This is a genomic window from Paenarthrobacter sp. Z7-10 (assembly GCF_026932795.1).
Taxonomy (GTDB): domain Bacteria; phylum Actinomycetota; class Actinomycetes; order Actinomycetales; family Micrococcaceae; genus Arthrobacter_M.
In genome coordinates, this window is record NZ_JADPVH010000005.1 from 81,733 (window position 1) to 101,815 (window position 20,083).

Below are 20,083 nucleotides of genomic sequence, written 5' to 3' on the forward strand. Positions count from 1 at the left end.
GATCCAAACAAAAGCAGGCCAGCGGGGGCATGATCCGGGAGAGCTTCACCAAGACCGCTGCCGGCAAGCGCGTGCTGCCGCTGCCGGCATTCGCCGATCAACTAGGGCACGCACAAATATCAATGACACAGGACGTCTACATGGGCCGCAAGGTTGTTCATTCGGAGGTCGACGACGTACTGGACCGTGTCATCACCTGATAGCGCCTCAGCGGATTTCCCGTACCCACGGGCGCAAGCCGTCCGAAGTCTGGGACTTGTTCGTTCCACTCGACTTGAAGGTTCACACTGGCGTTCAAGCCAGGTGGCCTGCGGATAGAACGCGATTTACTTGCGAGTCAAAATACCGAATATGTCTGACGCGATGTATGTGTTCTGAGTAGCCTTGTATGGATACTCTTCGAGGATGCCCAACTGCAACAGCTTTGCGACGGCATTACTGACTGTCTGGTAGCTCTTGTTGAATTTCCTGGCCAGCCGCGCCTTGGTGACAATCGGGTTCGCGAGCAGGGAGCCGGCGATGTCCAAGATGACGCCCGTAGACTGCGCTATCCGGAGAGCTTCCATGTGACGCTGGTTCACATCAAGTAGGTCATCCACCAGAGAAGCGGTCTCCTGCGCTGATGCTGCGATACCCTCCGCAAAGAACTCTATCCAAGCAGACCAGTTGCCGGTCTCGCTGAGCAGTGCGAGCTGATCCTGATATATGTCTCTCCTCGCTTCGAACCAAGGAGAAACGCTTAGCAGCGGCTCGGATATGACTCCGTCTTTCATGAGTCCGAGCACAATGAGGAGCCTACCGAGCCGCCCATTACCGTCGTCGAACGGATGGATGGTCTCAAATTGGTAATGAGCCATGGCAGCAGATATGACAGGATCCCGCCCGTCCGGCGGCGGTTCATTGATCCAATCCAGCAGGTCGCGAAGGGCGGCTTCAAGCTCGTGCCCAGGGGGTTGCGGTATGAATCGCGCAGAAGTGATGTCAGCACCCCGGCTGCCGATTACCACCTGAAGCGAACGAACCGAACCGGCATCTCCCGTATCGGCAGCCGTTCCCTTGACTAGGATCCGGTGTAGGCCCGTCATGAGGCCTGGGGTGATGCGTCGGCCGTCCTGCAGCCACTCAAATGCTTTATCAGCAACCCTGACGTAATTCATGATTTCGTTGAGCTCTGCGCTCTTGGGCACGTCAGAAGAATCGTCTACAGCCAGAACCCGATCGAGCGGGGCGTACGTCCCTTCCAACGCGGACGTACTTTGTGCCTCGCGTCGGATCATTGGCATTCGAATGAGACCAGGGTTCGGTACCTGGCGACTAGCCATGTCCAGAGAGCCAAGCGCACGATTCGCTCTGGCGACCGCGTGCCACGCTGCATTCGTCAGGCTCACTTGAATCAAGAGGCATAAATTAAAGTAGCCACGACAGCAAGCGCGAAGAACGGGAACGAAATCGTTGGGTTTCAGTTGGATCGGGTGCTTAAAACAGAAGCAGGCCAGCGGCGCGATGCCCCTGACCTGCGGAAACTGTAGCGGTGGGGAGGCTCGATCTCCCGACCTCACGATTATGAGTCGTGCGCTCTAACCAACTGAGCTACACCGCCATAAATGAGAAAACCTGCGTCCAGCCGGTCAAAACCGCCTTGACACAGGCCCTCATTCAGAGCCCCCCACCGGAATCGATCCGGTGACCTCGTTCTTACCAAGAACGCGCTCTACCACTGAGCTAGGGGGGCAACGAGAGAAAACTTTACCAGCGGTTTTGGCTGGTGCGAAATCGCCTCCCGGGCTGTGATCCACGGCACCGGAAATCCTTCAAAATCCGGTGCCGCGGTCACACGTTTACGCCAGATTTACCACTTGCCCTTGCGATTGAAGTCACGGGCTCCGGCCTCTTTGCCATGCCGGGGCTTGCGGTCTCCGCCGCCGTGACCGGTGTGGCCCTGCTCAGGCGCACGGTCAAAGCTGCGCTCGCCATCGTTGCTGCGGCCCTGGTATCCACCCTGGCCGGTGCTGCGGTCGCCGTCGTACTTCTTTTTGAAGCCGCCCTGGCCACGGTCGGTGCGGTCGTTGTTGCCCTGGTATCCACCCTGGCTGCGGCCCTTGTAGCCGCCGCCGCTTTCGGCCCGCGGGCTGCGGCCGTTGTCCAGCTCGAGGTGGATCAGCTCGCCGCCGATCCGCGTCCGGCTCAGGGCGCGCAGTTGGTCGCTGCTCAGATCCGCGGGCAGTTCCACCAGGGTGTGGTCGGCGCGGATGTCGATGCCGCCGATCTGCGCGGAGGAGAGACCGCCCTCGTTGGCGATGGCGCCGACGATGGAGCCCGGCATGACGCGCTGCCGGCGGCCCACGGCGATGCGGTACGTCGCGTTGCCCTCGGTCAGGGCACGTGTCGGCCCGCGGGAGCCGAAGCCATCCTTGGAACGGTCCTTCTTCTGGTATTCCGGAGCGGCCGGCAGATCCTTAACCAGCAGCGGCTGCCCGCCCTGCGCCATGACGGCCAGCGCGGCGGCAATCTCCGCGGCGGGCACGTCGTGCTCTTCTTCGTAATTGGCGATCAGGTCCCGGAATTTGGAAACATCCTGGGAGGCCAGGGTCTCCGTGATCTTCTCGGCGAATTTGCCCATCCGCAGACCATTGATGGTTTCGGCGCTGGGCAGGTGCATCTGCTCCACGGGCTGGCGCGTTGCCTTTTCAATCGACCGCAGCAGGTACTTCTCGCGCGGGGTCATGAACAGGATTGCGTCGCCGCTGCGGCCGGCACGGCCGGTGCGGCCAATCCGGTGCACGTAGGACTCGGTGTCGTGCGGAATGTCGTAATTGATCACGTGGCTGATCCGCTCAACGTCAAGCCCGCGGGCAGCGACGTCGGTCGCGACGAGGATGTCGAACTTTCCGTCGCGGAGGCCCTCAATGGTGCGCTCGCGCTGCTGCTGCGGGATGTCACCGTTGATCGCAGCCGCTTGGAAACCGCGGGACTTGAGCTTGTCGGCAAGTTCCTCGGTGGCCATTTTCGTGCGCACAAAGGCGATGACGCCGTCGAACTCCTCGACCTCAAGGACCCGGGTCAGCGCGTCCAGCTTGTGCGGCCCCATGACCTGCAGGTAGCGCTGGCGGGTGTTCTCCCCGGTGGTGGTCTTGGATTTGACGGAGATTTCCGCCGGGTTGTTCAAGTATTTCTTGGCAATCCGGCGGATCGCTGACGGCATCGTGGCGGAGAAAAGCGCTACTTGCTTGTCCTCCGGCGTCTGCGACAGGATCTGTTCGACGTCCTCGGCGAAGCCCATCCGCAGCATTTCGTCGGCCTCATCGAGGACGAGGTACTGCAGGTTGGATAGGTCCAGGGAGCCCTTGGAGAGGTGGTCAATGACGCGGCCGGGAGTACCGACCACCACCTGGGCGCCACGGCGCAAGCCGGCCAGCTGGGGGCCGTAGGCCGAGCCGCCGTATACGGGCAGGACAGTGAATTCATCCAGGTGCGCAGCGTAGGACGAGAACGCCTCGGCAACCTGCAGCGCCAGTTCACGCGTCGGCGCCAGCACCAGGACCTGCGTCGACTTGGACGGGCCATTGATGCTCATCAGGTCGGCCATCCGTGACAGTGCCGGAACGGCGAACGCAGCAGTCTTGCCCGTGCCGGTCTGGGCCAGGCCGACGACGTCGCGCCCTTCCAGCAGGATCGGAATGGTGGCCGCTTGGATGGCCGACGGCTTTTCGTAGCCGACGTCGCTCAGCGCCGCCAGGACGCGGGCGTCAATACCCATATCGGCAAAGCGGACGTCCTGCTCTTCAATCTCGGCGTTCCGCACCGGAGCGGAATCGGTGTTCCCCGCAGGAGCCGAATCGGAAGTTTCGGCAGGAACGTCGTTGAAGGGAGTGTTTTCAGTCGAATTTTCAGGCATGGGAAAGGTTCCTCAGTCATAGGGCCAGGCGGCGCGGTGGCCGCATTACAAAGAAATCCAGCCGCCATAACCATCCCGGGCAGGACCTCTCGCCATATCTGCGCGCAGCTTTCGCGGACGCGGACCACAGCATCAGCTGCCGTCGTATGGCGTTTTCTTTGCCGGCCATCCCCTATGAACATGCCCGCGGAAAACTTGCGGGACCCATACACTGCGACTCCTGCCTCAAAGATTGGGCAGGAAGATAAAGGAGATTCCGGAGTGGGGGATACTTCAATTGTACGGCCTACATTATCCGCCCCGCGCCAGATCTGTCGATGGGTCCCGTGAATTGCAGCACAGTTCCGTGCTGCGTCTCCGGGATCACCGGCGCGGCCCTGCCCCCGCGGCCGCGAACACGAACCGGCCCGGGCCCCGCGGCGATGCCTCAGGCTTCGCGGCGCAGGATCCTGTCAAAGTTGGCCCAGTAAGCTTCCGCCAGCCGCAGTTCGCCCGCCTCATGCAACCGCGTAAGCGACCGCACGTCCTCCGGTGCCTGCCTGCTGAAGTATCCGCCCACCGTGATGCCGTGACTTGGCCGGTGCAGCACCGTGATGTCGTTGCCGGCCTCGATGCTTCCCTTGACCAGCACGCGGAGGTAGGTCCCCACCCGAGCGGCGTCGGTAAAGCGTTTGACCCACCGCGGCTGCTGCATCCGGCGCTGAAAGGTAGCGCATGGCACCCGGGGTGAAGTGACTTCAACGACGACCGTCGAGCCAATTTGCCAGCGTTCCCCGATGACAGCCCCGGTGGTCTGCACGCCAGCAGTGCGAAGATTCTCGCCAAAGCGTCCGGGCGGTATGTCCTGGCCCAGCTCTGCCGACCAGTAGTCCGCATCTTCCTGCGAATAAGCGTAAAGCGCCTGATCTTCGCCACCGTGGTTGCGCCTGTCCGCTTGGATGTCCGCGCCAAGACCCAGAACGTGAACCGGTACCGGGCCCGTCACGGCCCGCTTGTCAATGGCCGTTACTCCCACCGTGCTCGCATCCGGCAGGAGCGCATGGACCCGGCAAACCGCCAGCAGTTCCGCGCTCATCCGTTCGTCCTCATCGTCCCAAGCTACAGGACGCAGGCTGTACGCCAGCGCTGCCGGCCCGGCCTTCGGTGCTCACAGACAGATGCGGGCAGATGGAATACTGGGAGCCAAACGTCCGCCATTGAAAGGCTGTTCCATGAGCGTCGCCGCAGGCACGAACACTTCGGATTTGCTGGACCTTGATGCGCTGCTGTCGTCGGGAGAACTCGCGGTGCGCAATTCCGTCCGGGAATTCGTGAAGGACAAGATCAGGCCCTCAATCGCGCACTGGTACGAGGACGCGGTGTTCCCGCGGGAACTGGCCCCCGCACTGGGTTCCCTGGGCCTGCTGGGCATGCACCTGGACGGCTACGGCTGCGCGAGCCGGTCCGCCGTCGAATATGGCCTTGCATGCCTGGAGCTGGAGGCGGGCGACTCCGGCCTGCGGACGTTCGTCAGTGTCCAGGGCTCGCTCGCCATGACCGCCATCCACAGCTTCGGATCGGAGGAACAGAAGCGGAGCTGGCTGCCGGGTATGGCCACTGGGGAGCTGATCGGCTGCTTCGCGCTCACCGAGCCTACTGCCGGTTCCGATCCGTCGGCCATGACCACCTTTGCCCAGGCCGACGGACACAACGGCAGCGGCTGGGTGCTCAATGGCGCCAAGAGGTGGATCGGCCTGGCCTCGATTGCCGACGTCGCCGTCGTGTGGGCGGCAACGAACGACGGCGTCCGCGGTTTTTTGGTACCGGCCGGGACTGAGGGTTTCACGGCCACTCCCATTGAACCCAAGCTGTCGATGCGGGCGTCCATTCAGTGCGACATCACGCTGGACAATGTCCGCCTTGGCCCGGAGTCGCTGCTGCCCGCCGCACGCGGACTGCGCGGCCCGTTCAGTTGCCTGAATGAGGCCCGGTACGGCATCGCGTGGGGTGCCATGGGCGCCGCCAGGGACAGCTACGAGGCGGCGCTGGCCTACTCTTTGGAGCGTCTGCAGTTCGGCAAGCCGCTGGCGGGTTACCAGTTGACCCAGGAAAAGCTGGTCAACATGGTGCTGGAAATCCAGAAGGGCACGCTGCTGGCCCTGCAGCTGGGACGGCGCAAAGACGCGGGCACGCTGCGGCCCGAACAGATTTCGATGGGCAAACTCAACAACGTTCGGGAAGCGATTGCCATTGCCCGCGAGGCGCGGACCATTCTCGGCGGGAATGGGATCACGCTGGACTATTCACCGTTGCGGCATGCGAACAATTTGGAATCGGTGCGGACCTATGAAGGGACCGACGAGGTGCATACCCTGATTCTGGGCCAGCATCTCACCGGGATCGCCGCGTTCCGATGACCAATGACCTGCCGGTCCCCCGGCGGGCGCGGCCGCTTCGATCAGTGCCCGAGTCAGACCGAGAAGCCGCCATCAGATTTAATCAGCTGGCCGCTGACCCAGCGTCCGGGCGGTGAAAGCAGGAATCCCACCGTGCCGGCAACGTCGGCCGGAGTCCCCAGTCGTCCGCTCGGCTGGCTCGCAATCAACTTCTCCTTGAGAGCTTCGTCCATCCAGCCAGTATCCACCGGCCCCGGGTTCAGAACGTTGGAACTGATGCCGAGGTGGCCCAATTCGCGGGCTGCTGCGATAACCATCCGGTCCAAGGCCCCCTTGGACGCACCGTACGCAAGATTGTGGACCGTGTGGTCACTGGTCAGCGCGACGATGGCGCCGCCGTCGGCCGGGATCTGGCGGGCAAAAGCCGCCATCAGCTGCCAACTGGCGCGGGCGTTGACCGCAAAATGCCGGTCAAAGCTCTCCAGTGTGGTGTCCAGGATGGAGGAGTCAGTGGATTCGCAATGTGAGAGTACCAAGCCTTCCAGCGGCCCAGCATCGGCCGCCGCCTGCGCCATCAGAATGTCCACAGCTGCCGGGTCCTCAAAATCCGCCGGGACGGCACAGACCTTTGAACCGGCCGCCCGCAGCTCTGTAACCAGAATGTCAACGTCCTGGTCACGGACGCCCCACGGCATGCGCGCGTCGTAACCTTGCCAATATGTCAGCACGAGATCCCAACCATCGGTGGCCAGCTGACGGGCAATGCCGGCTCCGATTCCAACCGTGCGGCCCACTCCGGTGATCAGCGCTGTTCTGCGGTCCATCCGGCCAGCATAGTTCCCGCAGCATCCAGCCGCTGCGCCCCTGCGGTGCCTCCCCCGCAGTGCATCCCAGCGGTGCGCCCCATCAGGCGGGCGTCCATCGGTGACTCCCCGCATGGCTGCGAGTATGTTGGAAGCCTAAGCAGATCGGGCTTCCGCATTCCCGGCAGGCCCGAAGCAGTTATCCAGAACTCCGTCGAAGGGCATTTGAATGAGCAACGCAGCTTCCAACGTCCGGAACAGCTCCCCGGCCAAAACCTTGGCCATTACCAACGCCCATGTGCTGCCGATCGAGGGAGAACCCTTCGACGGCACCGTCCTGGTGGTGGACGGAAAAATTGCCTCACTGGGTGGCAGCGTGGACATACCCGCCGACGCCGAAATATTGGATGCGCAGGGCCAGTGGCTGCTGCCAGGGTTCATCGATGCCCACGTTCACCTGGGCATGCACCCCGAGGGTGAAGTGGGCTCCACCGCCGATGTGAACGAGATGACCGATCCGATCATGGCCGCCGTTCGGGCCATTGACGCGGTGGACCCCTTCGATCCGGGCTTCGATGACGCCTTGGCTGGCGGCATCACGTCTGTCAACGTCAATCCCGGTTCCGGAAACCCGGTGGGTGGCCAGGCAGTGGCGATGCATACGCATGGCCGCTACATCGAAGAGATGGTGCTTCGCTCTCCCAGCGGGCTGAAGTCAGCGTTGGGGGAAAACCCGAAGCGGGTTTACGGGGAGAAAAAACAGACACCGTCCACCCGGCTGGGCACCGCGATGGTCATCCGGAAGGCCTTCATCGACGCCCAGAACTACATGGCCAAGGCCGACGAGAACGCGAAGGATCCGCGCATGGAGGCACTGGCCATGGTGCTCCGCCGGGAGATCCCCTGGCGCCAGCATTGCCATCGGGCCGACGATGTTGCCACCGCGATGCGCTTGGCCGACGAATTCGGCTATGAACTGGTGATCGATCACGGCACCGAGGCGCATGTCCTGGCCGATGTCCTGGCGGAGCGCGGCATCCCGGTGCTGATTGGGCCCCTGTTCACCACCAAATCCAAGGTTGAGCTGCGGGGTCGGTCGCTGGCCAATCCAGGCAAGCTGGCCGCGGCCGGCGTCGAAATCTCCATTATCACCGACCATCCGGTGATTCCGATCAACTTCCTGGTCCACCAGTGCACGCTGGCCATCAAGGAGGGTTTGGACCGGGACGTCGCCCTGAGGTCCATCACCATCCATCCCGCCAAGGTGTTGGGGTTGGCGCACCGGATCGGTTCCATCACCGAGGGCAAGGACGCGGATCTGGTGCTCTGGAGCGGTGACCCCTTGGATGTCATGCAGCGGGCGCTGCAGGTTTGGATCGGCGGCCGGCAGGTCTACCGCTACGACGCCGAGTCCCGGCAGGGCGTCGTCGAGCCACGTTAGCGGCGAAGACCGCCGCGGAGGGCCGAGGGATTCCGCTCCATCCCGGGGTCCGTCAAGTTGCGGCCGGTTCCGGGATTGCTGGTCTGTCAGCATCCGGGACCGGTTTGGCATCCTTACGGATGCTGGCGCTGACGACGGCGGCGACGGTGCACAGGGCGGCCGCGCCAAGCCAGGCGTAAGTGTATTGGCCGGTGCTGTCCCGAATAAGGCCGGCGGCGAGAGCGGCTGCTGCCGCGCCCAACTGGTGAGCGGCGAAGACCCAGCCGAAGACGACGCTGCCGTCCGATCCGAACACCTTTCGGCAAATGGCGGCGGTCGGCGGCACGGTGGCCACCCAGTCCAGCCCGTAGATGACGACGAAAACCACAATGCTCGGCCGTACCGTCGACGCCAACAAGGCCGGCAGCACCAGCAGACCAATGCCACGGAACTGGTAATATACGACCAGCAGGATCTTGGGATTGAACCTATCCGTCAGCCAGCCGGAGGCAATTGTGCCGGCGATGTCGAAAATGCCGACGACGGCGAGCAGCCCCGCCGCGGTGGTCTCTGGCATCCCGTGATCGTGGGCGGAGGGAATGAAGTGCGTGCCGATCAGGCCGTTCGTGGTGGCACCGCAGATGGCGAAGCCCGCCACCAGCGCCCAGAACGTGCGAACCTTGCTGGCCCGCCTGAGCACCCGCAGGGCGTGTACAGCGGCATTGGTGTGGGCGGTGCGAACGGTGTTCACGGGGGCAGGAGTGGCCGTGCCCGAATTCGCCTCCGGTGGCTTGGACTCGGCGCCGTACGGCAGCACGCCGGCTTCGGCGGGGGAATTCTTCAGCCAGCGCAGCACCAGCGGCACCACCGCAAGTGCGCCCCCGGCGATCAGCAGTGAGGCCTGCCGCCAACCCGGGCTGACGGCCAGCGCCGCAATCAGAGGCAGGAAGACCAATTGTCCCGCGGCACTCCCGGCCGTCAGCACGCCCACCACCAGTCCCCTGCGGCTGGCAAACCATTTGTCTGCAACCGTGGCCGCAAAAACAAGGGCCATGGAGCCAGTGCCGAGGCCGATCAGCAGGCCCCACGTGAGCAGGAGCTGCCAGGACTGCTGCACCAGGACGGTCAGCGCGCTGCCCGCACCAATGAGCACCAGCGCCACCGACGTGACCACGCGGATTCCGAAGCGCTCCATCAGGGCTGCGGCGAACGGTGCCGTCAGGCCAAAAAGCACCAGATTAATGCTGACCGCCAAAGAAAGGATCGTGGTGGACCAGCCGAATTCACGCTGCAGCGGCACCATCAGCACGCCAGGAGCCGCCCTAAACCCGGCGGCACCAACAAGGGCCAGGAATGCTACGCCAGCAACAATCCATGCGGGGTGAAGCCGTCGCGGTTGTCGAAACGGGGAAATCCTGGTCCGCCCGGTGCTCACGACTTGAACTCAGGCGGCGTGCAGGGATCCGCAGTCCACCCAAGCGGCGTGCAGCACTCCGCGGACCACTCAAAGGGCACAGGCATAAGGGGACACTACAAGGCTTGCGGAGCGAAAGCCAGTACCTGGTCATCATGGAAGCCGCTATCCGGCGTAGTCGGTACCGGAAGCTGGTGCAGCCGGGCCGGACAGCGAAGAGGACTTAAGCGGACTTAAACCAAGCAGTGCCCCAACTCTGTTCGAGTTGGGACACTGCTTGGTTGGCTGCCGTTTACACGGCGACCACGGTGGCGCTATCGGGCACTTACGCAGGCAGCTGCAGAACGGCGCCGGTGAAGATCAGGTCCGCGTGAATCACGGTGTCCGTGTTGGCCTGGTAGAGGGCCTGCCATCCGCCCTGGATCCCCAGCTTGGAAGCGATGCTGCTCATGGTGTCACCGGAGGCGATGGTGTACGTCTTGCCGCTGAGCGCAGGCTGCTGCGCAACGGGAGCCTGGGCCACGGGGGCCTGCGCCACCGGAGCAGCCTGTACAACCGGGGTCGCCTGTACAACCGGGGCAGCCTGTACAACCGGAGCCGGCGCAACGGTCTGCACCGGGGTCACCGACTCGGACTGGACCTGGACCTGTGCCGGGGCAGCTGCCGGAGCGGGAGCCGGGGCTCCGCCACCGCCGGTGAGGCCAAGCTTCGCGGAGCATGCCGGCCAGGCGCCCCAGCCCTGGGTGGCCTGAACGCGCTCGGCCACTGCGATTTGCTGAGCCTTGGAGGCGTTGACCGGCGAACCGGTTCCACCAAAGGCGGCCCAGGTGCTCGGCGTGAACTGCAGTCCGCCCGAGAAACCGTTACCGGTGTTGATGCTCCAGTTGCCGCTGCTTTCACACTGTGCCAGCGCGTCCCAGGTGCTTACGGGCGCCGCATTGGCGGCTGTTCCCGATACGGCGATGCCGGCACCGGCGATCGCGGCAACTGCAAAACCGCGGCGGACATTACGGCTAAATTTCGTGGTGTTCATAGGTTGATGCTCCGAAGGGCCACCTGCGCTCCATCCGTCCCCGGACTTCTTTGCGTCGCCGTCTAACCTGCTGATGTGGAGGTTCGCTTCCGGTGTCTGCCGTTCTGACGGCGTACGGTGTAAGACAGCACCGAGCATTACTGCCGCACCGAATGGCGCAGCTTTCCCCAAAGGGATTACTACAACGGTAGGTGACTTGCGCACCGATGCCAAATCGATATGATAATGACAATATTGTTATTTGCCGGTAATCATCGGTTGACAGCGGATGGTGTAGGGATTCAACCCCGGGTTTCCGCGGTTTACAGCTTGTTCAACGCCTGCTCAAGGTCCGCAATGAGATCCTCGACATCCTCGATGCCCACGGAGAGCCGGATCAGGTTTTCCGGCACCTCAAGTTCGGTTCCCTTCACGGAGGCATGAGTCATCTCGGATGGATAATTCATCAGTGATTCAATGCCGCCCAGGGACTCGGCCAAGGTGAACACCCGGGTGGATTCGGCCACCTTGCGCGCCGCCGCCTCGCCACTGATGGTGGGCCGGTCCTTGAACTGGACCGAAATCATGCCGCCGAACTTCGTCATCTGCCGCGCGGCGAGCTCATGGCGGGGGTGGTCCGGCAGGCCAGGGTAGAGCACCCGCTCCACCTCCGGACGGCTCTGCAGCCATTCGGCAATTATCTGTGCATTGTCCGAGTGCCGGTCCATCCGCACGCCCAAAGTTTTCAGTCCACGTGTGGTCAGCCAGGCTTCCATTGGCGCGGACACGGCACCGACAGCGAATTGGATGAACCCGATTTTCTCCGCCATCGCGTCATCACTGAGCACAATGGCGCCGCCGCTGGCGTCCGAATGGCCGCCTATGTACTTGGTGGTGGAATGCACGACGACGTCGGCACCGAGGGCGAGCGGGTTCTGAAGGTAGGGCGAGGCGAAGGTATTGTCCACCACCAGCAGGGCGCCGGCAGCATGGGCAACAGCGGCTGCCGCGGCGATGTCCGTGATCTTCATCATCGGATTGGATGGCGTCTCCACCCAGACCATTTTCGTCGGCCCGGCCGCGACGGCCGCCGCGAGAGCGTCGTCGTCGGCCATGTCCACCGCAGCGTTGCTGATGCCCCAGGCCGCAAGCACACGGTTGATCAGCCGGTAGGTTCCGCCATAGACGTCGTTGCCCATCACAATGTGGTCACCGGGGGCCAGCAGGGCGCGGATCAGCGCATCCTCGGCTGCCAGTCCCGAGGCGAAGCTGAACGCGTGCGTTCCGCCCTCCAGCGCCGCCAGCTGCTCCTGCAGTGAGTCCCGCGTCGGGTTGGTGCCGCGGCCGTACTCGTAGCCGTTGCGCAGCTTGCCGATGCCGTCCTGGGCAAAGGTGGAGGTCTGGTAAAGCGGCGGCACCACGGCTCCCGTTGTCGCATCCGGTTCCTGCCCGGCGTGCACGGCGCGCGTGTTGAATCCCTGGCTCATCGTAATGCTCCTGTCAGTCTCAGTCGTTGAGGTACGTCAGCAGATCGTGCCGGGTCAGCACGCCCACCGGCGCACCCACAAAGGTCACCATCAGCGCGTCCACGTCCTGCAATTTGGTCCGTGCGGTGGAGATCGGCTCCAGCGAACCGATGATCGGCAGCGGCGATTGCATATGGTCGGTGATTTTGTCCGTCAGCTTTGCCTCACCGCGGAAAAGCTTGCCGGTCAGGCTCCGCTCGTCGACGGCGCCGATGACTTCACCCATCACCACCGGCGGCTCCTGGGTGAAGACCGGAATCTGCGAAACGCCGTACTCGGCCATCAGGTTGATCACGTCGCGCACGGTTTCGTTTGGATGGATGTGCACCAATTCGGGTAACTGACCATTCTTGGTCCGCAGCACCTCACCGATGGCCGGCTCGTCGGTGACCTTGAGAAATCCGTAGGACTGCATCCACTTATCGTTGAAAATCTTGCCCAAATAGCCCCGGCCGCTGTCCGGCAGCAGCACGACGACGACGTCTCCAGCAGGTAGGTCCTTGGCGGCCTCAAGCGCGGCCACCACGGCCATGCCGGATGAGCCGCCCACCAGCAGGCCCTCCTCGCGGGCCAACCGGCGGGTCATCGAAAAGCTGTCCGCGTCATTGACGGCGATGATCTCGTGTGGCACGGCAGGATCGTAGGACCCAGGCCAAATATCCTCCCCGACGCCCTCCACCAGGTACGGCCGCCCTGTTCCGCCGGAATAGACCGAGCCTTCCGGATCGGCACCGATAACCCGCACTTCGCCGCCACTGGAGGCAGGACGGTCCGCTGAAATTTCCCGCAGATAACGGCCCGCTCCGGTGATGGTGCCCCCGGTGCCCACCCCGGCGACGAAATGTGTCACGGTGCCGTCGGTGTCACGCCAGATTTCCGGGCCGGTGGTTTCATAGTGGCTCGACGGGCCGTTGGGGTTGGAGAATTGATCGGGCTTATACGCACCGGGGATCTCCTGCACCAGGCGGTCCGAGACACCGTAATAGGACTGCGGGCTCTCCGCAGCGACGGCCGACGGCGTCACCACCACCTCCGCGCCATAGGCTGCCAGCACGGAGCGCTTGTCCTCGCCCACCTTGTCCGGGACAACGAAAATACAGTTGTAGCCGCGCTGCTGCGCCACCAGAGCCAATCCGACGCCTGTGTTGCCGGAGGTGGGTTCAACAACCGTTCCGCCGGGACCGATCCGGCCAGCCTTGGCGGCCTCGTCCAGCATTTTCACGGCGATCCGGTCTTTGGCGGAGCCGCCCGGATTCATGTATTCCAGTTTCACCAGCACCGTCGCTTGGAGCCCGGCGGTAACTTTGTTCAGCTTGACCAACGGGGTATTACCGATCAGGTCCAGGACGGAGTTGGCATACTTCATACCTCTAAAACTAGCCGCCCTTTCGCAGCCGCGGCAAAAGGGCCCTGGCTTCCGAGGGCGACGTGCGAAGATATCCCAGTGATAATCGCAGTGGTTCAGACGGCACGGGGCGGGTCCGGCGGCCGATGAAAATCCTGCGATCGTTCGCCCTGCCGGGCATATTGTTCCTCGCAGGAGCGTTTTTCCTTGCCACCGGATTTCTGCCGTGGCCGGACTTCCTGGTGCTGGCGGAGCGTACCGTGCCGATCCTGCTCTTCGTCGTCGCCATGACCATCGTCACCGAGTTGGCCGATGAGGCAGGGGTCTTCCGGCAGCTGACGGACCGCATTGCCCGGCTCGGCGTGGGCAGCAACGGCCAAGGCAAGGTCTGGCTGCTGTGGCTGTTCGTGGTCTTCCTCGCCACTGTGAGCACGATCTTCCTGTCCCTGGATTCGACGGCCGTGCTGGTGACACCGGTGGTGGTGCTGTTGGCCATCTCCGCGAAACTCCCGCCGCTGCCCTTCGCGCTGACCACCATCTGGCTGGCCAACACGGCCTCCTTGCTCTTGCCTGTCTCCAACCTGACCAACCTGCTGGCGCAGCACCAGCTGAACACCACACCTGTGGGTTTCGCGGAACTCCTGTGGGCTCCGTCGATTGTTGGCGTGCTGGTTCCCGCCGCCATCCTGTGGCTGGGCTTCCGGCACGACCTGCGCGGCACGTTCACGCCAGCCGCGCGTGGCCCGGTTGCTGACCGGCCGTTGCTGGTCATCGCCGCCGTCACGGTGCTGCTGTTGCTTCCGGCCCTGGTTACAGGCATTCCGGTGGCCTTCTCCGCCGGCATTGCGGCCGTGTTCCTGCTGCTGGTGTTCGCATTCAGGCGGCGTTCGGCGTTGCGCGCGAACATGCTGCCGTGGCGGCCCCTGCTGCTCACGATCGGGCTCTTCCTGGTGGTTCAGACGCTGCATTCACATGGCCTGGCCGCGCTGCTGGGGCGGATCTCCGGACAGGGGGACAGCTACCTGAGTTTGCTGCAGCTCACCGGGCTCGGCGCACTTGCCGCCAACGGGGTGAATAACCTTCCGGCTTATCTGGCCCTGGAGCCGGTTGCCCAGTCCCCGGTGCGGTTGGCTGCGCTGCTGATCGGGGTGAACCTTGGTCCGCTGGTTTCTCCGTGGGCATCCCTGGCCACCCTGCTCTGGCACGAACGGTTGAAGGCGTTGGCAGTCAACGTTTCCTGGCGGGGCTTCGCCGCAGCGGGGTTCGCCGCCGTCGTCGTCGTTCTTCCGCTGGCGGTGCTGGCCCTGTGGCTGTCGGCCAGACTGCCATCCTAGCAGTGTCCGTCCGGCCCGGGCGTCCAAGCGTGGGAGCATTAACTGGTGAGTGAAGCTGCCTATCGTGAACCCGGCGCGCAGGCCCTGCTGCCGGACCCGGAGGGGCATGCCGCGCTGGCCCAAACGCTGGGCATTCTTCCCCGCGGCACGGCGGACCCGACCGTGATGCTCGCGCCGGACGGTGCCTGGCTGGCCTTTAATACCCCCGATGGTCCGGCGACGCTGCGGCTGCGGGTGATTGCGGCGCAGGCGGCTATACAGGCCCAGGCCTGGGGTCCCGGGGCTGCCGCAGCGCTTGCCGCAGCGCCCGGGCTGCTCGGGCACGACGATGACTGGTCCGAGTTCGACGAGCCAGACTTTGCTGCGACGCTCCCCCGCATCGTCATCGAGGCACGGCGACGACACCGATTCCTTCGCCTGCCCAGTACCGGGCGGATGGTTGATGCCCTGATTCCGGCCGTGCTGGAGCAAAAGGTGACCACGATCGAAGCCCGGCGCGGCTACCGCTATCTGCTCAGAAAGTACGGCAGCGCAGCGCCGGGGGCGTACCCCGGCGGGCCTGCACCGTCGGGACTGCTGGTTGCGCCCAGCGCACAGCAGTGGTGCCGCGTCCCCTCCTGGGAGTGGCACCAGGCGGGAGTTGGCCCGCAGCGTTCTGCCACGGTGATGCGGGCACTGCGCTCCGCGGCGGCATTGGAACGGCTCTCCGGCCAGGATGCCGTTCGTGCGGCCGCCATGCTGCAGACCATCCCGGGCGTGGGGCGCTGGACGGCGGCCGAGACCACCCAGCGCACTCATGGCGATCCGGACTCCGTTTCCGTGGGCGACTACCACCTGGCCGCCTATGTCGGCTGGGCGCTGATCGGGCGGCCGGTGGATGATGCCGGCATGCTGGAATTGCTGGAACCCTGGCGGGGGCACCGGCAGCGGGTGGTCCGGATGCTGGTGCTGAGCGGATTCCGCAAGCCCTCCTTCGGCCCGCGGATGACCATCCAAGACCATCGGCGGCACTGAAACCCCGTTCGGGGGATCCTTGAGGGCGGATCCTCTGACGGCATCCTTAGGGCGCATCCTTTAGGCTGGTGCCATGAGTGAAATTGTTGATCTGACGGCCACCTTCATCCCCCTCGACGGCGAGCACGGCCGGGTTCGGAGTGCACTGGACATTGCCATCGAAGAGGTGGTCACCGAACCGGGCTGCCTGCGCTATGAGATCACCGCCGACAACGGCTCTGACATCCTGCTCACCGAACAATGGGCCTCCGAGGAAGCCCTTGCCACGCACAGCAAGGGCCCGGCTGTGGCGGATCTGCACGAATCGCTCAGCGCCCTGCTTGCCGAGCCCATCCGGCTCACACGGCCCTGAACCGGCTTTAGCCTGCGGCGGGACCGTCGGCCGCAGGCTCCGCCCCGGCGGCTTGTTCCTTGGCCACGTGCGCATGCACCTCGGCCATGTCGAGGCCCTTGACGGCCGTAATCACTTCGTCCAGCTGTGCCGCATTCAGCGCACCGGGCTGGGAAAACACCAGCACCTTCTCCCGGAATGCCATCAGCGTCGGAATGGAAGTGATGCTGGCCTCGGCGGCGAGCTGCTGCTCGGCCTCGGTGTCCACCTTGGCGAACACGACGTCGTCGAACTTCTGCGAGGCTGCCTCGAAAGTGGGGGCAAAGCGGGTGCACGGCTGGCACCACGACGCCCAGAAATCCACCAAGACAACGTCGTTGCCTTCGATTGTCGGTCCGAAATTTTGTGCGGTCATTTCAACTGTAGCCATATTTCAACGGTACGCGCCCGGCGTCGGGACCGCATCACCTGCTGGGGGAATTTCGCTGAACGCGTGAGCGGGAATAGGCAAAGCAGCGGCACTTAGACGCCCTTCGGCGCGTGGGCCACCATGTACTTCCGTCCGGCCAGGACAATGCCCATACCCACCAAGAGGGCGAACGCGGCAACGTAAAACGGCATCTGGACACCCAGGTGTTCGGCGATCTGGGTCGCAGCGAACGGCGCCAGGGCGCCGCCCATCCAGCGGATGAAGTTGTATCCGGCGCTGGCCACCGGCCGTGGAGAATCCGAAACGCCCATGGCGAGTTCGGTGAACAGCGTGTTGTTAATGCCCAACAGCGCACCGCCAATGATGACCAGGACCACGATGGCGGGAACCGAATGCCCGGCTGCCAGTCCCAGGCCCACCAGTACCAGGAGCAGAGCTCCGAGCGAGCCGAGCAAGGTAGGAACGGGACCGAACCGGCGCTGCAGCACCGGAGCAACGAAGACCGAGAACACGGCGACCGCCGCGCCCCAGCCGAAGAAGACGGCACCGATGCCATAGGCGTTTATACCGAGGATGAACGGGGTAAAGGCCAGCACGGTGAAGAAGCCGTAGTTATAGAACAGCGCACGGGCAGCTGTGGTTCGCAGTCCGGGGTGTCCCAGCGCCAGCAGCGGGTCCCGCAGCCGGGTCCTGCGGGCCGGGGCGGGCGTTTTGGGCAGCAGGATCATCAGCGCGATCAAAGCCGCGGCCATAAGGGTTGCGGTGCCGAAGAATGGTGCGCGCCACTGCCAGCCACCCAGCAGTGCGCCGAGCAGCGGGCCGAGCGAAAGACCCAGACCCAATGCTGCTTCATAAAGGATGACGGCGGTCGCGGTACCTCCGCTGGCGACGCCGACCATGACGGCAAGCGCGGTGGCCACGAACAAAGCATTGCCCAATCCCCAGCCGGCGCGGAAACCGACCAGCGTGGCGACGTTTCCTGACATCCCGGACAGCGAAGCGAACACGACGATCAGGACGAGGCCGATCATGAGTGTCTTCTTGCCGCCGATCCGTGATGATACGAATCCGGTGACAAGCATGGCGACGGCGGTAACCAGAAAATAACTGGTAAACAGCAGCGATACCTGGCTGGGGCTGGCCTGCAGGTTTACGGCGATGGCCGGCAGGATGGGGTCCACCAGGCCAATGCCCATGAAGGCAAAGACGGCCGCAAGCGCGGTCGCCCAGACCGCCTTGGGTTGCCGCAGCATCGACACCTTCTCCTTCTGCAGGGTGTCTTCGATTTCCTCGGCAGTGGTACTTTTTTCGTTAGTGGTAATTTTTTCGACAGTGGTATCCGCCATGTTGGCCGCCACGGGCCCTCCTTCAGAATGTCCTTGACTCAAAATGTTCTGGTGCGCAGCTGCTCTGCCGGGGCCCGTCCCAAACCAGCGGGATCCGGGAGCCGCCGATTTAGCGGTATGGTGGCCGGCCCAGGGCGATGCTGAGCCGGTTCAGAGCCGGAATCGCCGCCGTGATTGCCTCCCGGTCCGCAGCGGAGAGCGTCGCCAGTTGGGCCGCCAGCATCTTGTTTCGGCGGTTATTTGCCCCGGCGAGGACCTCGCGGCCCTTCGGCGTCAGGCTCACCAGAACCACCCGCGCGTCGTGGGCGTCCGGTCCGCGGGTCACCAGTCGGGCCGCTTCCAGCCGGATGATCTGCTCGGTGGCGCTGGGAACCCGGATGCCGCTGTTGCGCGCGATGTCGCTGACCCGGGCGGGTCCCTCGGCCACCATATTGAGCGTGCTGACCTGTGCAGTGCTGAGTTCACCCTCGGCATCCAGAGAGCGGATCAAGTACACCGCGTGCCGCAGGCTCTCCCGGTAGCGTCCGGCCAACTCCAGCAGCGCGTCATCCTTCATAGTTAGACAGCCTAATAGTTAGGGAGCCTAATAGTCAAGTTAAAGAAAACCCGCCCGGCAGGCCTTTGCGGCCCGCCCAGGCGGGGGTAACGTTGTAGCTTATGCGCTTTCGGGCCGCCCACGAAGCCGCCGGAAGCGCGCCAAACCGATTGCCGCGAGGATTGCGCCAGCCGCTTCGACGACGGCGCTAAGGGACTTCTCGAAGAACCAAACGGGCTCATACATGGCCGGGATCGGGCCCAGCGCCGGAACATTGACGTACCGGTAGAGGATCACCGCAATGAATCCCGCTCCGGCCACCAGCAGGGCAAAGCCATAGGCGGGACGGCTCGACCGGATGAGGAGATAAATGGCGGCAACGAGGGCCGCAACTGCCTCGATCCGAAATAGATTCCCGCCCCCGATTCCGTCCGGCGCGGACAGTTGGTAACCGGGAGCGAGCCTGAAATGGACGACGGCATCAATGACAAGGGCGGCGGCGATCAGTACCCGCAGCACGATGTCCAGAACGGAGAACCGCTTTTGACTCGCCCGGCGCCGGGATGTCACTTGACGACCAGCATGCCGTGCATGTTGCTGTGAAAGGTGCAGTGGTAAGCATACGTTCCGGCCTTATCGGGGGCCTTAAAGGTCATGCTCTCGCCCGCCTTGACTGTGACATCGAAGGCACTGCCTTCATCCGCCGTCACGGTATGCGCCTGGCTGTCCATGTTCATCACCGTCACCATCGCGCCGGGAGCGACACTGTCCGGGCCCTGATAAGCAAAGTCCTTAATGTGGATGGTCCCAGCCGCAGACATGTCAGATTCGGTGGCTGAAGCCGATGCCGGTGCCGGGGACTGGTCCGCTGCAGCCGAGGACATCGGCGCTGATGCGGAGGCCATCGGCGCAGATGCTGAGGCCATCGGGGCTGCTGCAGCCGTGGTGGGGCTGCTGCCCGTGCCCGATGCCCCACAGCCGCTTACCAGCAGCACCGCCGCTGCAACAGCAAGGTACGTTCCTTTTATCCTGATAGGCATTGTCCTGATAGGCATGGCGTTCCATCTCCAAAGATTGATTGAATCCTAGCGTTGAGACCGGTGGGGTTAGGCGGGGTGGTGGCTGGTGAGGTGGGCGTAGACGACGGTGTTGTCGTCGTAGAGGTTGGTCGCGGGGTTGTAGCCGCCACAGGTAATCAACCGGATCTCGGCCCGGTTGGTGTTGCCGTACACTTCCAGGGTCGGGAAGGTGTCCTTATGGAAATCCGCGAGCCGGTCGACCTGGAACACCGCGACGGTGTGAT

At 63.9% G+C, this 20,083-nt stretch carries 21 protein-coding genes and 2 tRNA genes; 7 read left to right on the top strand and 16 right to left on the bottom strand.

All coding sequences use genetic code 11. The annotated features are described in order from the left end of the window. The first annotated feature begins 29 nt into the window (after positions 1 to 29). Complete coding sequence (locus IV498_RS02915; protein ID WP_269045050.1) at positions 30 to 200, top strand: hypothetical protein; 171 nt, start codon at positions 30 to 32, stop codon at positions 198 to 200. 126 nt (positions 201 to 326) lie between these two features. On the opposite strand, the gene IV498_RS02920 is transcribed toward IV498_RS02915, so the two are convergent. The 5 genes from IV498_RS02920 to IV498_RS02940 form a co-directional block, all read right to left on the bottom strand. Beyond that, entirely contained in the window at positions 327 to 1,559 is a 1,233-nt protein-coding gene (locus IV498_RS02920; RefSeq protein ID WP_330059144.1) for a Fic family protein, read from the bottom strand. Beyond that, positions 1,527 to 1,600 (bottom strand) — tRNA-Met (locus IV498_RS02925). Before IV498_RS02925 ends, IV498_RS02920 begins: the two co-directional genes overlap by 33 nt. 60 nt (positions 1,601 to 1,660) lie before the next feature. Continuing rightward, positions 1,661 to 1,732 (bottom strand) — tRNA-Thr (locus tag IV498_RS02930). 117 nt (positions 1,733 to 1,849) lie between these two features. After that, entirely contained in the window at positions 1,850 to 3,895 is a 2,046-nt protein-coding gene (locus tag IV498_RS02935; RefSeq protein WP_269045052.1) for a DEAD/DEAH box helicase, read from the bottom strand. Positions 3,896 to 4,322: 427 nt separating this feature from the next. Next, the gene (locus IV498_RS02940) at positions 4,323 to 4,970 is read right to left on the bottom strand and encodes an MOSC domain-containing protein (protein ID WP_269045053.1); all 648 of its coding nucleotides are present in this window, start codon (positions 4,968 to 4,970) and stop codon (positions 4,323 to 4,325) included. Between the two features lie 136 nt (positions 4,971 to 5,106). Between IV498_RS02940 and IV498_RS02945 the strand changes: the two genes are divergently transcribed. Continuing rightward, entirely contained in the window at positions 5,107 to 6,291 is a 1,185-nt protein-coding gene (locus tag IV498_RS02945; RefSeq protein WP_269045054.1) for an acyl-CoA dehydrogenase family protein, read from the top strand. A 53-nt stretch (positions 6,292 to 6,344) separates the two neighbouring features. Here IV498_RS02945 and IV498_RS02950 read toward each other — a convergent pair whose 3' ends face one another. Further along, positions 6,345 to 7,094: an SDR family oxidoreductase gene (locus tag IV498_RS02950; protein WP_269045055.1), complete on the bottom strand. Its 750-nt coding sequence runs from the start codon at positions 7,092 to 7,094 to the stop codon at positions 6,345 to 6,347. A 208-nt stretch (positions 7,095 to 7,302) separates the two neighbouring features. Between IV498_RS02950 and IV498_RS02955 the strand changes: the two genes are divergently transcribed. Then, entirely contained in the window at positions 7,303 to 8,514 is a 1,212-nt protein-coding gene (locus IV498_RS02955; protein WP_269045056.1) for an amidohydrolase, read from the top strand. Between the two features lie 52 nt (positions 8,515 to 8,566). Here the strand turns inward: IV498_RS02955 and IV498_RS02960 are convergent, their stop codons facing one another. The 4 genes from IV498_RS02960 to IV498_RS02975 all read right to left on the bottom strand — a co-directional run bounded on the left by IV498_RS02960 (position 8,567) and on the right by IV498_RS02975 (position 13,811). Beyond that, entirely contained in the window at positions 8,567 to 9,928 is a 1,362-nt protein-coding gene (locus IV498_RS02960; protein WP_269045057.1) for an MFS transporter, read from the bottom strand. 304 nt (positions 9,929 to 10,232) lie between these two features. Beyond that, the gene (locus tag IV498_RS02965; protein WP_269045058.1) at positions 10,233 to 10,940 is read right to left on the bottom strand and encodes a transglycosylase family protein; all 708 of its coding nucleotides are present in this window, start codon (positions 10,938 to 10,940) and stop codon (positions 10,233 to 10,235) included. A 302-nt stretch (positions 10,941 to 11,242) separates the two neighbouring features. Further along, positions 11,243 to 12,406: a cystathionine gamma-synthase gene (locus IV498_RS02970; RefSeq protein WP_269045059.1), complete on the bottom strand. Its 1,164-nt coding sequence runs from the start codon at positions 12,404 to 12,406 to the stop codon at positions 11,243 to 11,245. 19 nt (positions 12,407 to 12,425) lie between these two features. Beyond that, the gene (locus tag IV498_RS02975; RefSeq protein ID WP_269045060.1) at positions 12,426 to 13,811 is read right to left on the bottom strand and encodes a cystathionine beta-synthase; all 1,386 of its coding nucleotides are present in this window, start codon (positions 13,809 to 13,811) and stop codon (positions 12,426 to 12,428) included. Between the two features lie 125 nt (positions 13,812 to 13,936). On the opposite strand from IV498_RS02975, the gene IV498_RS02980 reads away from it, so the two are divergent. The 3 genes from IV498_RS02980 (at position 13,937) to IV498_RS02990 (ending at position 16,490) form a co-directional block, all read left to right on the top strand. Next, entirely contained in the window at positions 13,937 to 15,124 is a 1,188-nt protein-coding gene (locus IV498_RS02980) for an SLC13 family permease (RefSeq protein ID WP_269045061.1), read from the top strand. Positions 15,125 to 15,169: 45 nt separating this feature from the next. Then, positions 15,170 to 16,138 (top strand): DNA-3-methyladenine glycosylase family protein, encoded by a 969-nt coding sequence (locus IV498_RS02985; RefSeq protein WP_442951264.1) that lies wholly within the window; start codon positions 15,170 to 15,172, stop codon positions 16,136 to 16,138. A 73-nt stretch (positions 16,139 to 16,211) separates the two neighbouring features. Further along, positions 16,212 to 16,490, top strand: coding sequence for a putative quinol monooxygenase (locus tag IV498_RS02990; protein WP_269045062.1), 279 nt, complete (start codon positions 16,212 to 16,214; stop codon positions 16,488 to 16,490). Between the two features lie 7 nt (positions 16,491 to 16,497). Here the strand turns inward: IV498_RS02990 and IV498_RS02995 are convergent, their stop codons facing one another. From IV498_RS02995 to IV498_RS03015, 5 genes are all read right to left on the bottom strand, one after another. Beyond that, on the bottom strand, positions 16,498 to 16,899 hold the full coding sequence (locus tag IV498_RS02995) for a thioredoxin family protein (protein WP_269045063.1): 402 nt from the start codon (positions 16,897 to 16,899) through the stop codon (positions 16,498 to 16,500). A gap of 92 nt (positions 16,900 to 16,991) precedes the next feature. After that, positions 16,992 to 18,152, bottom strand: a complete 1,161-nt coding sequence (locus IV498_RS03000) for an MFS transporter (protein WP_442951267.1) — start codon at positions 18,150 to 18,152, stop codon at positions 16,992 to 16,994. Between the two features lie 202 nt (positions 18,153 to 18,354). Continuing rightward, on the bottom strand, positions 18,355 to 18,801 hold the full coding sequence (locus tag IV498_RS03005; protein WP_269045065.1) for a MarR family winged helix-turn-helix transcriptional regulator: 447 nt from the start codon (positions 18,799 to 18,801) through the stop codon (positions 18,355 to 18,357). 99 nt (positions 18,802 to 18,900) lie between these two features. Then, complete coding sequence (locus IV498_RS03010; protein ID WP_269045066.1) at positions 18,901 to 19,350, bottom strand: hypothetical protein; 450 nt, start codon at positions 19,348 to 19,350, stop codon at positions 18,901 to 18,903. Continuing rightward, positions 19,347 to 19,601 (bottom strand): cupredoxin domain-containing protein, encoded by a 255-nt coding sequence (locus IV498_RS03015; protein ID WP_269045067.1) that lies wholly within the window; start codon positions 19,599 to 19,601, stop codon positions 19,347 to 19,349. The genes IV498_RS03010 and IV498_RS03015 overlap by 4 nt, the downstream gene beginning before the upstream one ends. A 10-nt stretch (positions 19,602 to 19,611) precedes the next feature. Here IV498_RS03015 and IV498_RS03020 point away from each other — a divergent pair, with 10 nt between their 5' ends. After that, a complete protein-coding gene (locus IV498_RS03020) occupies positions 19,612 to 19,869 on the top strand; it encodes a hypothetical protein (RefSeq protein ID WP_269045068.1) in 258 nt (85 codons plus the stop codon). Between the two features lie 17 nt (positions 19,870 to 19,886). Here the strand turns inward: IV498_RS03020 and IV498_RS03025 are convergent. Beyond that, a partial coding sequence (locus IV498_RS03025; RefSeq protein ID WP_442951265.1) for a sortase domain-containing protein occupies positions 19,887 to 20,083 on the bottom strand: 197 nt, incomplete at its 5' end.